The 13,888-nt window shown below is 70.0% G+C and carries 13 protein-coding genes; 3 read left to right on the top strand and 10 right to left on the bottom strand.

Annotated features, from left to right (window positions below; translation table 11 throughout):
* Window positions 1–6: 6 nt before the first annotated feature.
* Window positions 7–441, bottom strand: a complete 435-nt coding sequence (locus ACTHJF_RS01890; protein ID WP_440265574.1) for a hypothetical protein — start codon at window positions 439–441, stop codon at window positions 7–9.
* A gap of 59 nt (window positions 442–500) precedes the next feature.
* Here ACTHJF_RS01890 and ACTHJF_RS01885 point away from each other — a divergent pair, with 59 nt between their 5' ends.
* Window positions 501–1,763: an alkaline phosphatase family protein gene (locus tag ACTHJF_RS01885; protein ID WP_440265573.1), complete on the top strand. Its 1,263-nt coding sequence runs from the start codon at window positions 501–503 to the stop codon at window positions 1,761–1,763.
* Between the two features lie 432 nt (window positions 1,764–2,195).
* Here the strand turns inward: ACTHJF_RS01885 and ACTHJF_RS01880 are convergent, their stop codons facing one another.
* From ACTHJF_RS01880 to ACTHJF_RS01865, 4 genes are all read right to left on the bottom strand, one after another.
* Entirely contained in the window at window positions 2,196–3,443 is a 1,248-nt protein-coding gene (locus tag ACTHJF_RS01880; RefSeq protein WP_440265572.1) for an MFS transporter, read from the bottom strand.
* 138 nt (window positions 3,444–3,581) lie between these two features.
* On the bottom strand, window positions 3,582–4,571 hold the full coding sequence (locus ACTHJF_RS01875; RefSeq protein ID WP_440265571.1) for a TolB family protein: 990 nt from the start codon (window positions 4,569–4,571) through the stop codon (window positions 3,582–3,584).
* A 128-nt stretch (window positions 4,572–4,699) separates the two neighbouring features.
* On the bottom strand, window positions 4,700–6,064 hold the full coding sequence (locus tag ACTHJF_RS01870; protein WP_440265570.1) for a sensor histidine kinase: 1,365 nt from the start codon (window positions 6,062–6,064) through the stop codon (window positions 4,700–4,702).
* Window positions 6,061–6,747 (bottom strand): response regulator, encoded by a 687-nt coding sequence (locus ACTHJF_RS01865; protein WP_431637940.1) that lies wholly within the window; start codon window positions 6,745–6,747, stop codon window positions 6,061–6,063. Before ACTHJF_RS01865 ends, ACTHJF_RS01870 begins: the two co-directional genes overlap by 4 nt.
* 131 nt (window positions 6,748–6,878) lie before the next feature.
* Here ACTHJF_RS01865 and ACTHJF_RS01860 point away from each other — a divergent pair, with 131 nt between their 5' ends.
* Together ACTHJF_RS01860 and ACTHJF_RS01855 are read left to right on the top strand one after the other, a co-directional pair.
* The gene (locus tag ACTHJF_RS01860; RefSeq protein ID WP_440265569.1) at window positions 6,879–7,376 is read left to right on the top strand and encodes a Spy/CpxP family protein refolding chaperone; all 498 of its coding nucleotides are present in this window, start codon (window positions 6,879–6,881) and stop codon (window positions 7,374–7,376) included.
* 151 nt (window positions 7,377–7,527) lie between these two features.
* Complete coding sequence (locus ACTHJF_RS01855) at window positions 7,528–8,151, top strand: hypothetical protein (RefSeq protein WP_440265568.1); 624 nt, start codon at window positions 7,528–7,530, stop codon at window positions 8,149–8,151.
* A 16-nt stretch (window positions 8,152–8,167) separates the two neighbouring features.
* Here the strand turns inward: ACTHJF_RS01855 and ACTHJF_RS01850 are convergent, their stop codons facing one another.
* The 5 genes from ACTHJF_RS01850 to ACTHJF_RS01830 form a co-directional block, all read right to left on the bottom strand.
* Window positions 8,168–9,355 carry an efflux RND transporter periplasmic adaptor subunit gene (locus ACTHJF_RS01850; protein WP_440265567.1) on the bottom strand — a complete coding sequence of 396 codons (1,188 nt, stop codon included), beginning with the start codon at window positions 9,353–9,355 and terminating at the stop codon, window positions 8,168–8,170.
* 9 nt (window positions 9,356–9,364) lie between these two features.
* Complete coding sequence (locus tag ACTHJF_RS01845; RefSeq protein WP_440265566.1) at window positions 9,365–11,731, bottom strand: FtsX-like permease family protein; 2,367 nt, start codon at window positions 11,729–11,731, stop codon at window positions 9,365–9,367.
* A complete protein-coding gene (locus ACTHJF_RS01840) occupies window positions 11,728–12,459 on the bottom strand; it encodes an ABC transporter ATP-binding protein (RefSeq protein WP_440265565.1) in 732 nt (243 codons plus the stop codon). The genes ACTHJF_RS01845 and ACTHJF_RS01840 overlap by 4 nt, the downstream gene beginning before the upstream one ends.
* Before the next feature lie 131 nt (window positions 12,460–12,590).
* On the bottom strand, window positions 12,591–13,034 hold the full coding sequence (locus ACTHJF_RS01835; RefSeq protein WP_440265564.1) for a GlcG/HbpS family heme-binding protein: 444 nt from the start codon (window positions 13,032–13,034) through the stop codon (window positions 12,591–12,593).
* Window positions 13,031–13,879 (bottom strand): alpha/beta fold hydrolase, encoded by an 849-nt coding sequence (locus ACTHJF_RS01830; protein ID WP_440265563.1) that lies wholly within the window; start codon window positions 13,877–13,879, stop codon window positions 13,031–13,033. The genes ACTHJF_RS01835 and ACTHJF_RS01830 overlap by 4 nt, the downstream gene beginning before the upstream one ends.
* Window positions 13,880–13,888 lie beyond the last annotated feature (9 nt).

The raw sequence follows: 13,888 nt of genomic DNA, 5'->3' as shown, positions 1-13,888 counted from the left end.
GCCTGCTCAGTGGCCGCCGCTGCTGGAACTGCGCGCCGGCTTGCTGCCTTCGCTGACCTGCGGCACCGGCTGCGGCAGCAGCGCATCGTTGTAGCGCTGTACGCGGTCACGCTGCTGTGCCCGGTAGAGCTGATCGAGCGCCTGTTCGGACTTGTCCACCTGCGCATCGTTGGCCGTGCTGCTGCTCGAGGCCGGGCGACGGGTGCGTTCGATCGCCTCCTGCCGCAACTGGTGCTCCACCTCGCTCTTGCGCAACTGGTCACGCACCTGGCTCTGCTGCACGGCCTGGCGAAAGCGCTGCTGCGCCGCCGTGGGCTGGATCAGCACCGGGCGCGGCGGCGGTGCGGGCGGTTGGTTCTGACGAGCCCAGGCAGCGCCGAGCGTGGCAAACGCAAGAACGGACGCGGTCAGCGAGCAGGAGAAAATCTTACGAGATGTCATCGTCACACCTATGCGCGATCATGGCCCGTTGTGGTGTCGCTGATCGTAGGTTTCAACGCATGAAAATCCTGTTCCGTCTGCTCGGCTGCATGGTGCTGCCGCTTGTCGCAGCCTGCGCCGGGGTACCCGCGCAACACGTCGCCGCACCGACCGCGCCGTCGCCGCTGCTGCTGGTGTCCATCGACGGGTACCGCTACGACTACCTCGACCGCGGCCTCAGCCCGACGCTTGCCGCGTTGGCGAAAGACGGCGTGCACGCCGAGGGCATGCAGCCCTCGTTTCCCTCGCTGACCTTTCCCAACCACTACACGCTGGTGACGGGCCTGCGCCCGGACCACCACGGCATCGTGCACAACACGATGGAAGACGCGCAGTTCGGCCACTTCGCACTGAAGGATCGCGAGGCGGTGAGCGACGCCCGCTGGTGGGCCGAAGGCACCCCGCTGTGGGAAACCGCCGACCGCGCGGGCCTGAAGACCGCCACCATGTTCTGGCCCGGCACCGAGGCCGACATCCACGGCCGCCATCCCGATCACTGGCGGCCCTACGACGGCCAGGTGACGCCCGACCAGCGCGTGGATCAATTGCTCGCCTGGCTGGACCTGCCGCCCGACCAGCGGCCGAGCTTTCTCACGCTGTATTTCGATGCGGTGGATCACGCCGGCCACGAATTCGGGCCGGACTCGCCACAGGTGAACCAGGCGTTGCGCGAGACCGACGAGGCGCTCGGGCGGCTGGTGGCCGGGCTGAAGCAGCGTGGCCTGTTCGATCGCATGAATATCATCGTACTGGCCGACCACGGCATGGCCACGGTGCCGGTGGGGCACACCATTGCGCTCGACGACCTGCTGCCGCTGGATCAGGTGGATCTGGTGACCGCGGGCGTCCTCGCCGGTATCGATCCGAAACCCGGCCACGCTCAGGCATTTGCCGCGATCGAAGCGCGCATGGAGCAACCGCAGCAGCACATGCAGTGCTGGGACAAGACGCGCGTGCCGGCCCGCCTCGCCTACGGGCACAACCCGCGCGTGCCGCAGTTGCTGTGCCTGGCCGATGTGGGCTGGACGATCTCCACGCGCCAATACCTGGCCACGCAGGCCGAGGACCACGCTCGCGGCGAACACGGCTACGACAACGCCGACCTGCGCATGCAGGCGCTGTTCGTGGCGCACGGGCCGGCCTTCCGGCGCGGCGTCGGGCATGCGGTGTTCCCGAACGTGGACGTCTATCCGCTGATGGCGCACCTGCTTGGCATCACGCCCGCGGCGAATGACGGCAACTATGACGCGGTGAAGGACATGCTGGTGCCGGCGGCGCGATGAGGATGGTCCGCAATGTGCGGCCGGCCTTTTTGCGCGAGCCGATGTCGCAGCGTGGTCGACTCTCCATCGCACGATTTCTCGCGTGGACTTAGGCGCCTGATTCGACGCGCCGAAGCTGTTCGTCGATGGACCTGCGGGGAGCAAAAGCTTTCGAGTGCCTTCGGCGCCCGAGTCACTTTCTCTTGGATCGCCACAAAGAGAAGTGACTCGGCCTCCGTAGGAGGACGAAACCGCTCTTTGCCCCTGGCCCGGCTTGACGGAAAAGAGCCAAGATCAAGATGGATTCCCGCTTGGCCAGCCTGCGGCTGTTGAAAAGCTCTTGGCGGGAATGACGGCGGGGAGCGTGAGGCGCGCGGCAAGCCGCGTGGGACGACTGACGCTGGACGGGGGCGCAGCCTGGACGACCTCCATCCCACCGCAAGCACAGCCCACTCAGGGCATCGCCCCCTGACTGGCCGGCGTAGGCAAGGTCGCCACGTTGACCAAAGGCGGCACACGGTAGAGCCGCCAAGCCACCAGCAACCCGGCCAGCACCAACGCAGCGACAAACGCCACCACGCCATGCCACCCATGCGAGGCGTAGAACAGCCCGCCGCCGGCGCCCGCCAGGCTCGAGCCCATGTAATACGAAAACAGGTACATCGACGACGCCTGCGCCTTCGACGCGCCAGCGCGACGGCCAACCCAGCTACTGGCGATGGAGTGGCCACCGAAGAAGCCGAAGGTGATCGCCACGACGCCCAGCACGATCAGCCACAGCGCTGTGAGCGCAGTGAGCGCCACGCCGACGAGCATCAGTGCGAACGCCGTCCACAACACCTTGCGCCGACCGAGCTGACCGGCCAGGTGGCCCATCCACGCGGAGCTGAAGGTACCGATGAGGTAGACGCTGAAGATCGCACCCACCACCGCCTGATTCAGCCCGTACGGCGGGGCCAGCAGCCGGTAGCCGATGTAGTTGTAGACGGTGACGAACGCGCCCAGCAGCAGGAAGCCGGTGGCGAACAGCCACGGCAGCGCGGCATCGCGGAACATCGCGGCGAAGCGCGCGAGCAGGCTGCGCAGGTTGAGCGGCTGGCGCACGAAGTGCCGCGACGGCGGCAGGCTGGCCCAGAACAGCAGCGCCGAGATGAAGCCGATACCGCCCACCGTGGCCACGCCCACGCGCCAGCCGAACCAGTCGGCCAGCACGCCGGCCACCAGCCGCCCGCCCATGCCGCCGATGGCGTTGCCGGCGATGTACAGGCCCATCCCCAGGCCGATGGAGTCGGCGTGCATTTCCTCGCTGAGATAGGTCATCGCCACCGCCGGCAAGCCGCTGAGGGTGAGGCCGAGCAGCGTGCGCAGCACCAGCAGCATGTGCCAGTCCGGCACCAGCGCGGTGGCCAGCACCAGCACCGCCGAGGACAGCAGCGAGGCAGCCATCACCGACTTGCGCCCCACCGCGTCGGACAACGCGCCGGCGAACAGCATGGCGAAGGCGAGTACGCCGGTGGTAAGCGACAGCGACAGCGCGCTGGTCGCCGCGCTCACGCCGTAGTCGTGGCTGAACTGCGGCATCAGCGGCTGCACGCAGTACAGCAGGCCGAACGTGGCCAGGCCGGCGGCGAACAGCGCGAGGTTGGTGCGCCTGAAGGCGGCCGTGCCATGGCAGATCCACGCCGGCGTGTCTGCCGCCATCGTGTCCGTCGTCCTGGAACCGTCCGTCGCCATCGTGCTACCCAACCGGGAGTTGATCTGGAAGCGCGAAGTCTAGAACCGGCAGACAAGACGATCGATGACGCGAATTGGCCGGTTCGCCATGCACGGCATGTCCATTCACCCCTGACCGTGAGGCCTGTGCCCCTGCAGTAGCGGTGCCAGCGACACCGACCAGGCGTTGAGGTTGCCGTTGTCCCACTGCTCGACACGTCGCAGGTAGGTCGCGGCTTGCTCGGGCGAATGGGGGTAGCGATCCACCGGCGCGGTGCGGTCGCTGGCGAAATAAAGTGTCCGGCGGTCCGGCCCCAGGTGCGGCAGGTAGTCGGTGCTGAAGCCGCCGGCATCGTCGCCGGCGTAGCGGATCGCCTGCGGTACGCCCCAGCCGCCGCTCTCCCGGAACACGATGAACAGGTGGTCCTTGCTGTCGCCGGGCAGGCGGTGGTCGCTGGCGAACACCATGAATGAGCCGTCAGGCGCGATCTCCGGGTCCACGTCGTTGTCGCCGTAGTGGCTGAACGGCAATGGCTGTGCTGGCTGGTAGGTGCCATGCACAAACGTCGACACGTACAGGCGCTTGCCCTTGCCCGGATCGATCGACAGGAAATACAGGCTGCCGTCGCGCGCCATGCTGGCCTTCCACACGGCATCGCTGATGTTGACCGTGGCAGGGAGGCGCTCCGGTTCGCTCCAGCGGTCCCAGCGCGAACCGGTCCGTGTCACCTTCCACAGCACCACCTGCTGGCGCACGGGCGTGCTTGCAGTGCGACGGATCGAGACGTAGACCAGGGTCCTTCCGTCCGGCGAGAGCGCGGGCGCGAGATCCGGCCAAGTGCCCGAGAATGAGGCGATGACCGGCACCGACCACTGCCCGCCGACACGGTGCGACTCCATGATCGTGCCACCGCCGGCGCCGCTGCGGGTGAAGAACAGTGTCTGGCCGTCGGGACTGAAGGTGGGGGATTCGTCGTTGGCCGGGCCGGAAACGACACCCGGCGCGAAGATCTCCGGCGCCGCCAGCACCGGCGGGTTGGCTGCGCCGGCGCTGGCGCTGACGCCCCACGCCAGCAGTACGGCGAATACGGCTTTCGAACTGCACGATCCCTGCATACTGGAGCTCCTGCATGGCGAAGATGCGCCACGCTAGCGCGCCCCATGCCATACCCGCGCATGCCGGATGTCACCCGGGCACGAGCGATCCGCTCGGCACCGGACTGCGATAGCGACACGCAACAGCCTTACTCGTCGCCGGTCGCCAGCGGCAGCCGCAGTTGCACGTCGAGGCCGCCGTCCGGCGCGTTTTGCGCATGTGCCGTGCCATCGTGCGCGATCGCCACGCGCTGGACGATGGCCAGGCCGAGGCCATGCCCTTCGGCCCGCTGCGCGTTGCTGCCGCGGAAAAATGGTCGGAACAATGCGGCCAACTCGTCCGGTGGTACGCCGGGGCCGTGATCGCGCACCGAAAGCCGCGCCAGTCTCCCCTCGGCACGAGCGCTCAGCAGAACTTTCCCGCCCTCGTGGCTGAACTTGATCGCGTTCGACAGCAGGTTGTCCAGCGCCCGCTCCAGCAATAGGGCGTGGCCGGAGACGATGACCGGCTCGGCGGCCTCCACCTGGAAAACGATACCGCGCGCACGCGCTTCCAGCTGGGCGCGCGCGGCGCACTCGCGCATCAACGCGGCCACGTCCACCGGCTGTCGCTGCTCACCCGGCAGGCCGCCTTCCAGCCGCGACAGCGCCAGCATCTCGCCGGTGAGGCGGTCCAGCCGCGCGATCTCCTGTTCGGCCTGGCGGAAGTAGCCGGCGGCTTCGGCGGGGCCGGCGCTGCGCTCGGCGAAATCGAGGATCAGCTGCAGCCTTGCCAGCGGCGAGCGCAGCTCGTGCGAGAGATCCTGCAGCACGCCGCGATCGTGCGCGACCAACGCCTCGATGCGCTCGGCCATGGCGTCGAAATCGCCGGCGAGCTGGGCCAGTTCGTCACGTCGCGAGCGTCCGCGCCAGCCGACCCGCGTGGACAGCTCGCCCGCCGCCATGCGCTGCGAGGCTGCGCGCAACGCCGCCACCGGCCGCGCCACACTGCGGGCGATCCACCAGCCGATGCCACCCACCAGCAGCAACGACAGCACCGCCTGCACGGTAAGCTCGATGCGCTGACGCGTGTGCTGGCGCAAGCGCGTGTGCGAGCGACTCAGCGCGACCAGCTGGTAGCTGCGCCCGTCGCTGCCGGACACCGCCTGTACGGCGAGATACAGGCCGGGCCGCGGCTGCATCAAAAGATCGTGCCCGGCGCCCAGCAGGTTGGGCAGGTCGCGCTGGATCGGGCCATACAGGCGGAACGGCGACAGCGGTCGGCCATGCTCGAACAGCGTCGCCTCGATGCCTTCGTGCCGCTGCGCCTGCGACCATGCCTGCAGGGCCGGCTCGCCACCGGACTGGTAGGCGTCGCGCGCATCGCTGGCGAGCGTGGGCCAGTCGATCTCCACCGCGGTGGAGTACTCGATGAAGCGCTGCGCCAGCGCGCCACCGACGAACAGCACCACCAGGTTGGCCAGGCAGAAACCCAGCAGCAAGCGCCAGTAGAGCGAGCTGCGCAGCGGATTCATGCCGCCCCCGCCAACAGCAGGTAGCCCGAACCGCGCACCGATTCGATGCGCGGCGCCGCGTCGGAGGCCTCGGCCAGCTTGTGGCGCAGGCGGCTCACGTGCACGTCGATGCTGCGGTCGAAACGCTCCAGTTCGCGGCCCAGCGACAGGCGCGTCAGCGTCGCCTTGTCCACCACTTCGCCAGCGCGCTGCGCCAGCGCGAGCAGCAACTGGAACTCCGCGCCGGTGAGGTTGAGCTCGCGCGCACCCACGTACGCCTGGCGATCGCCCGGCTGCAGCCGCAGCGCACCGACCTGCACGTTGGCCGCCGCCTCTGGATTCTGCCGGCGCAGCTGCGCGCGCACGCGCGCCAGCAGCTCGCGCGGCAGGCAGGGCTTGGCGAGGTAGTCGTCGGCCCCCAGTTCCAGGCCGATCACCCGGTCCACCGGCTCGCCGCGGGCGGACAGCATGATCACCGGCAAGCGCTGCTGCAGGCGCAGCTCGCGCAGGGTTTCCAGGCCGTCGCGGCCGGGCATCATCACGTCGAGGATCAGCAGATCCGGCCGCTGCGCGCCGTCGCGCAGGTGCGCCAGGGCGGCTTCGCCATCGTGCACCACGTCCACGGTGAAACCCTCGCGCTGCAGGTAGTCGGCCAGCAGGCGGGTCAGGGCGCGATCGTCGTCGGCGAGCAGGATGCGGGGCATGGGGGACATTCCAGTGGGTCCGCGACGCGCGCGCCACGGGCTTTACCGATCTTTACGTTTGCGCAAAGAACATACACGCAACGATGTCGTCCAATGCTCACCACTCCCCACCCAAGCAAGAGGTGTCACCCATGCGCAAGACGACTTCCCTCGGTTTCATCCTGGCCTCGGCGATGGCGCTGACCGGTGCGGCCTACGCGGCTACCGGCGGTCACGACGGCGGTCGCCACTTCGGCGGGCACGGCCATCACGGCATGCACGAGGCGTTCGCCAAGCTCAACCTCACCGATGCGCAGAAGGCCAGCATCAAGCAGATCACCCAGGCCAGCCGCGAGCAGAACAAGGGCCAGTGGCAGGCGCTGCGCACCCAGCGCGAGGCCTTCGAGCAGATGACGCCGGATCAGGTCGGTTATCAGGCCGCCGCCGCCCGCCTGGCGCAGGTCGAAGGCCAGGCCACCCAGGCCCGCATCGAGCAGCGCGCCAAGGTGAAGGCACAGATCTATGCCGTACTGACCCCGGCGCAGAAGGCCCAGCTGGCCACCATGCGCAGCGAGCGCGAAGCCCGCCGTGAACAGTGGAAGGAGTTCCGCAACAGCCACCCCGCTCCGGCCACCAGCACCGCGCAGTAATACGGGCAAACCGTCCGCTGCTGGAGGCGCCCGCGCAAGCGGGCGCCTCTCTCTTTGCGGCCGTCGCCTGCACGCCGCGCCCACGCCGGGCAGCCATTGTCTTCATCGGCGAGAACTGAGGATCGCAACGCCGCCCTACGGAGTGAACGCGATGAGGATCTTTCGCCCGCTGTTGGCCCTGCTCGGGCTGGCGCTCGCCGCCTGCCACGACCGCGCGCCACCCGCACCACATGCCGACACACCGCCCACCGAAGTACCGGCGCCGCGCACGTTCAGTGCGCCTGCGCTGGGCCTGACGCTGTCCGTGCCGAGCGGCATGACGTTGCGCCGCGATTTCCAGCGCAGCTACCTCGATGCCGGTGCCTGGCAGACGTTCGCAGGCAAGAACAGCCTGGGCCGGCCGCTGGCCGCTCTGGTGATGGACGGCTCCAACAAGGTCACCGCCGGGGAGCTTCGCTTGAGCGAGAGCGACGCGGCCGAGGCGCTGGCGCATTGCGAAGACATTCCCGCCAGCGCGGCGCCGGATTCCACCTCGATCGAGAAGCTCGACGGCGTAGCGTTCCAGCACTTTCGCGCCGGCGATGCGGCGATGAGCCACTATCTGAAGGTCGACGGCTATCGGGCCGTACGCGCGGGGCACTGCGTGGCGATCGATCTGCTGGTCTACGGCACGCGGCCGGAGGTGTACGACCCGCCGGCCACTCCGCCGTTCACGGAAAACCAGGCGTGGACGGCCCTGCACGCCGCCCTGGGCGAGCTGCACTGGACGCATTGATTCGCCGCCCCTCGGCTCAGGGTTCGAGCACGTGCACGCGCTGGCCATCGGCCAGGCGATCGTCGGGATAGGCCACCACCTGGTCGCCCTCGCGCAGGCCGGCAAGTACCGCCACCGCGCCGTCGCCCTCGGTGCCTGGCGTCACGGCCACCCGATGCGCGCGGCCTCCGCTCACGCGATAGGCCGCCCAGCGCCGGCCGTCCCGGAACAGCGCACTGGACGCTACCTGCAGCACGTTGGCCTGGCGCGCCACCTCGAACTGCACCTCGACGCGGAAGTCGTCGCCGAGCGCGGCCCACTGCGTAGGTGGTGAGGTGATGTCGAGCCAGACCTGGGTGCGCTGCTCTTCCACGCCCAGCGCAGAGACCTTGGTGAAGGCTCCGGGCTCGACTCGCGCCACGCGTGCCTCCAGCGGCGCCGCGCCACCCCAGCGCAGGATGCGTGCCGGCGTGCCCGGCTGCAGGCGCAGCGCCTGTTGCGACAGCGCCTGGACCATCACCTCAAGCGTGCGCAGGTCGCCCACTTCAAGCAGCGGCTGGCCGGCGGCCACGGCCACTGCGCTCTCCTGATAACGGCGCAACAGCACGCCGTCGATCGGCGAGCGCAGCGCCACCGCGTGGCCGCCCGCGCGCCCCTGCCCCTGCAGCAAAGCCAGTAGCGCCGCGTGCTGCTGCGCGGCGGCCTGCTGCTCGGCCTCGGCCGCCGCAGCCATCGCGCGGGCGCGATCCACGCGCGCCTCGGCCTCGTCCAGCGCGGCCACGCTGACCACGCCGCCGGCGCCGAGCGTGCGCATGCGCGATACGTCGCGCTGCGCCAGCGCCGCATCGCTGCGAGCAGCGGCGAGGCGCTGCGCCGCGGCCTGCCGTGACGCTGCAGCGGCCTGCGCCTCGGCTTCCAGCCGCAGGCGGTTGGCCGGGTCGATCAGCGCCGCCGGCAGCGGCTCGATCACCGCCAGCACCTGGCCGACCTGCACCGGGGCGCCGGGCAGCAGATCGATGCGCTGCACGGTGCCGGCGATCGGTGCGGAGAGCACCCAGCGCCGCGGCAGCCGCGTGCGGCCTTCCTCCTCGAACCGCTCCACCAGCGGGCCGCGCGTGACGCGCGCCAGCTCCACCGGTCGCGGCGCCGTCTGCAGCGCCCACCACGCCACCGCGGCGAGGGCGACGCAGGCGACGACGGCGGCAGCGAGATGGGAGCGCTTCATGGGCAAGCCTCACTCACGGGTCTTGAGCACGGCGATCAGATCCAGCCGGGCGATGCGCCGGCGCACCAGCAGCGCGGAGAATACGCTGGCGCCCAGCACGGTGAGCCCGGCGAACGCGTAGGTGGCGGTGGTCAGGCGCACCGGCACGCGGAACAGTTCGGACTGGAAGCCCTGCACCATCAGCCAGCACAGCCCCCAGCCTGCCGCAAAGCCGAACGGCAGCGACAGCAGCACCAGCACGCCGAGCTCGCCCAGCAGCAGCGCGCTCACCTCGCCCTCGGTCATGCCCAGCACGCGCAGGCTGGCCAGCTCGCGGCCGCGTTCGGACAGGCTGATGCGCGCGGCGTTGTAGACCAGCCCCACGTTGATCAGCGCGCCGAGCAGCGCGGCGATCCAGGTAAACGCGCGCATGCTCTCAGCCATGGTGGCGTAGAAGCTGCGGATGCCGGCCTGCCGCGCGCTGACGCCGGCCACCCACGGCCGACGATCCAGCCGGGCATACAGCGCGGGCTCCGCCCCTGGCGTCACGCCGAGCAGCACGCCGGAGATCACGTCGCCGTCGCCCAGCGCACGGTTGAGCGCATCGAGCGCCATGTAGCCCTGCGCGCCGATCGGCTCGGGTATGAAGCCGACCACGCGCAACTCGCGCTGGCGGCGGTGGCCGTCCAGCGCCTGCACCTGCACGGTGTCGCCGGGTGCCAACGCGAGACGGTCACGCAGGTAGTCGGTGAGCAGCACGCCGTCGCCGCGCGGCACCAGCGGGCGCAGCTGCGTGTCGCGCGGGCGACTGAGCACGGCATCGGGCGGCAGGCCTTCGATCACTGTGCGATAGCGACGCGCGCCGTGCACCAGCTGCACCGGCACGACACGCACCGGCTCGGCCACCCGCACACCGGGCAATGCAGCAAGTTCGAACAGCGCCGCACGCGATGCCGGCTCGATGAAGGTGACGCTGAGATCCTGATGCTGCGCCAGGCTCAGCTGAGTATCGACCATGGTGTCGATGGCATCGCCTTGGAAACGCCCCACCGCCATCACCGCGGAGGCTAGCGCCAGCCCGGTGACAGTGGCGAACGCGCGCCACGGGCGGCGCGCGAGGTCGCGCAGCGCGATGCGCGAGGACGGCGACAGCCAGCGCTGCACGCCGAGCCGCTCCACCAGCGCCGGCCCGAAGCGCGGCGGCGATGGCGGGCGCATTGCCTCGGCCGGCGGCAGCCGCGCGGCGGCATGGAGCGCCATCAACGCCCCGCCCGCCGCCGCACCCAGGCTCACCGCCAGCGCTACGGTCACCGCGCGCGTATCGAGCGCATAGGCGAGATACGGAAAGCGGTAGATGCCCTGGTAGACGTGCGCCAGCCAGCTCCCCAGCAAGGCGCCGCCGCCGATGCCCAACAGCGCGCCGCCCAGCGCAATGGAGCCGGCGATCGCGAGGTAATGCATGGCGAGGCGGTAGTCGGGATAGCCGAACGCCTTGAGCACGCCGATCTGCTCGCGCTGCGTGCCGATCAGGCGCATCAGCACCACGTGCAGCAGGAACGCCGCCACGCCCAGGAAGATCGCCGGGAACAGCCGCGCCATGGTGCGCAACTGGCGCATCTCCTCTTCCAGATAGCGCGCCGAGGTCTGCTCGTGGCGGCCGTACGCGCCCACGCCGCCGTAGCGCGCGAGCAGCGCATCCAGAGCGGTGATGGTGGGCGCGGCCGACGCGCCACCGGCCAGTTGCAGCACCACGTTGTTGAACGCGCCATCCATGCCCAGCGCCTTCTCCATCGCGTGGCGGTTCATCCACAACACGACGAAGCGCTTGAAGTCCGGGAACACGGCGCCCGGCGGGTTCTGGTAGACGTACTCCGGCGAACTGCCGATGCCGACCACGCGCAGCGCGCGCTGGCGTCCGCGCAGGGTCAGCTGCACCTGGTCCCCCACGCGCAATGCATGCGCCGAGGCGAACGCCTCGCCCAGCACCACCTCATTGTCCGCATCCGGCGAAGGCAACCGGCCGCTGCGCAGCTGCACGCGATTGAGTCGTGGCTGCCCGCCTTCGATCGGCAGCGACACTACCTCGGCGCGCACCGGCTCGTTGAAGCCGGTCAGCGCGAGCGTGCCGGGCGCCAGCAGGCGCGTCTGCACCGCCTGCACGCCGGGGATCGCCGCCAGCCGGGGCGTCAGCGTGTCGGGCGCGCGCACCAGCGGTGCCCATAGATCGGCCAGCGCGCCCTCGCGGTAGAACTGCGCACGCGTGTTCATCAGCGAGGCGTAGGTGGACTGCGACATCACCAGCGTGGCGACGCCGCCGGCGATCACCAGCGCGATCGCCAGCGCCTGCCCGCGCAGGTGCCACAGATCGCGCCGCGCCTTGCGCGCCAGCGCGCTCACCAGTTCAGCTCCCGCGCCGGCACCCGTTTGGCCGGGCGCTCTTCGCGCACGATGCGGCCGTCGCCCAGCACCAGCACACGGTCGGCCATGCGCGTGATATCGACGTTGTGGGTGATCACCACGGTGGTGGTGCCGAGCTCGGCGTTGACGCGCTCCAGCGCCTCGAGCACGCGCACGCCGGTGGCCGAGTCGAGCGCGCCGGTGGGCTCGTCGCACAGCAGTACCGCAGGCCGCTTGGCGATGGCGCGGGCGATCGCAACACGCTGCTGCTGGCCGCCGGAGAGTTGGGCGGGAAAGTGATCCATGCGATCGGCCAGATCGACGCGCGCAAGCGCCTCCTCCGGCGTCATCGGATCGTCGGCCAGCTCGGTGACGATGGCGACGTTCTCGCGCGCGGTGAGGCTGGGGATGAGGTTGTAGAACTGGAACACGAAGCCCACGTGCTCGCGGCGGAACTGGGTGAGCTCGCGCGAGGTGGCGCCGGTTAGGTGATGCCCCTCGTACCAGACCTCGCCACCGCTGGGCGCATCCAGCCCGCCGAGGATGTTCAGCAGGGTCGACTTGCCGCTGCCCGAGGGCCCCAGCAGCACCACGAACTCGCCGCGGAACAGGTCGAGATCGACCCCGCGCAACGCGGCCACCTCGACCTCGCCCATGCGGTAGGTCTTGGTAAGTCCGCGAGCACGGAACACCGGTCCGGTATCCGCTGGCGGGGACGTCGACCTCATGCACACCCTCATTGCCAACGCCGCCCGCGGACGGCCACGGCATCGAGCCTAGTCTCTGGCCGGGCGGCGTTTCATGACCTCGGACAATTGCGGACACGATCGGCTGCTGCACGCCCCCGCCGCCAGCGCGCTCAGCTGCGGACCGTCGTGGCCTCGGCGAGCAAGGCGGCGGCGCCTGCCGCGGCCACCTGCGCATCCTGGGTGGACTGCATGCCCGAAACCCCGATGGCGCCGATCACGCAACCGTCGACGATCAGCGGCAGGCCACCGTCCAGCGGCAGCAGGTTGGACATGGCCAGTACCCGCAGACCCAGGCCGCCGGCCTCGACGGCCTCTTCGAACAGCTTGCTGGGGCGGCGGAAATTCACCGCCGTCTCAGCCTTGGCCTGCGCCACGGCCACGCTACCGTGCTGGGCGTCGTCCAGCGCATGCAAGATCACCAGATGGCCGCCGCTGCCGACAATGGCGATCACCATCGGCCAGTCATTGCGCACGGCCTCGGCCTGGGCGGCCGCCATCACGCGAGCGGCTTCGGCCAGGGCGATCGGCGCGCCATACGAAGGCGGGCGGCTCATGCGCGCACCTCTGCGAAGAACGCGCCGAGCAGCGGCAAGACGATGTCGGGCCGCTCGATGTCTGCGTGATGGCCCGCGTCCGGCACGCGCACCAGGCGGGCATTCGACAGGCCGGCCGCGAGGCGCTCGGACAGCTCGACGACCTCCGGCTGGTCCTCTTCGCCGACGATCAGCAGCACCGGCAAGTCCAGCTCGACCAGCCGCTCCAGCGCGGGCACCGCCGGAGTGCGTTGCAGAGTGGCGTGTTTCCAGTAACCGTCGTCGCGGCCGAAGTTCCACGCGCTCATCGCGGCAATGCGTTCGCGCGCCGCCGCACGGCTCTGCTCCGGCGCGCGGCGGGGGCCGTCGACAAACGCCCGCAGCGACGTTGCCACCAAGGCTTCGGCATCGCCGCTTTCCAGCGCGGCCGGGAAGGCCCGTGCTTCGGCTGTGCGACTGGCGTAGTGGCCCCAGTAGCCGGCGCCGATCAGGGCCAGCGCGCTGACGCGCTGCGGATACGCCACGGCGAAATCAAGCGCCGTAGCGGCGCCGCCCGAGCAGCCCACCAGCGCGGTGCGCCCGATATTGCAGGCGTCGAGCACGCGCGCCAGGTCGTCGTGATGCGAGAACGGCACGGCAGGCATGGACGAGCGGCCGAAACCGCGCAGGTCGTAGCGCAACACGCGATGCGTATCGGCCAGCGCGGCGAACGCGTCGTCCCACTGGCCGCTGTCGACCAGAAAGCCGTGCAGCATCGCGATGGCTTCGCCGCTGCCTGCCAGCTCGGCATGAAAATGCGCGCCGGCGGCCTCGATCCAGCGCGCCTGAGGCGCGCCGCTCTTCCTGTGCGAAAAAGTGACTGACATAACGGGCTC

Source organism: Dyella sp., assembly GCF_051962475.1.
In the GTDB taxonomy this organism is placed as follows: Bacteria; Pseudomonadota; Gammaproteobacteria; order Xanthomonadales; family Rhodanobacteraceae; genus Dyella_A.
Note: the sequence above shows the minus strand (reverse complement) of the source record. Positions and strands in the feature narration are given on the sequence as shown.

Bases quoted from the DNA above. Each gene is read 5' to 3' on its own strand.
- ACTHJF_RS01865 (WP_431637940.1), bottom strand. From the start codon at position 6,747: ATGCCCCGCATCCTGCTCGCCGACGACGATCGCGCCCTGACCCGCCTG.
- ACTHJF_RS01860 (WP_440265569.1), top strand. From the start codon at position 6,879: ATGCGCAAGACGACTTCCCTCGGTTTCATCCTGGCCTCGGCGATGGCG.
- ACTHJF_RS01870 (WP_440265570.1), bottom strand. From the start codon at position 6,064: ATGAATCCGCTGCGCAGCTCGCTCTACTGGCGCTTGCTGCTGGGTTTC.
- ACTHJF_RS01855 (WP_440265568.1), top strand. From the start codon at position 7,528: ATGAGGATCTTTCGCCCGCTGTTGGCCCTGCTCGGGCTGGCGCTCGCC.
- ACTHJF_RS01875 (WP_440265571.1), bottom strand. From the start codon at position 4,571: ATGCAGGGATCGTGCAGTTCGAAAGCCGTATTCGCCGTACTGCTGGCG.
- ACTHJF_RS01850 (WP_440265567.1), bottom strand. From the start codon at position 9,355: ATGAAGCGCTCCCATCTCGCTGCCGCCGTCGTCGCCTGCGTCGCCCTC.
- ACTHJF_RS01830 (WP_440265563.1), bottom strand. From the start codon at position 13,879: ATGTCAGTCACTTTTTCGCACAGGAAGAGCGGCGCGCCTCAGGCGCGC.
- ACTHJF_RS01890 (WP_440265574.1), bottom strand. From the start codon at position 441: ATGACATCTCGTAAGATTTTCTCCTGCTCGCTGACCGCGTCCGTTCTT.
- ACTHJF_RS01835 (WP_440265564.1), bottom strand. From the start codon at position 13,034: ATGAGCCGCCCGCCTTCGTATGGCGCGCCGATCGCCCTGGCCGAAGCC.
- ACTHJF_RS01880 (WP_440265572.1), bottom strand. From the start codon at position 3,443: ATGGCGGCAGACACGCCGGCGTGGATCTGCCATGGCACGGCCGCCTTC.
- ACTHJF_RS01885 (WP_440265573.1), top strand. From the start codon at position 501: ATGAAAATCCTGTTCCGTCTGCTCGGCTGCATGGTGCTGCCGCTTGTC.
- ACTHJF_RS01840 (WP_440265565.1), bottom strand. From the start codon at position 12,459: ATGAGGTCGACGTCCCCGCCAGCGGATACCGGACCGGTGTTCCGTGCT.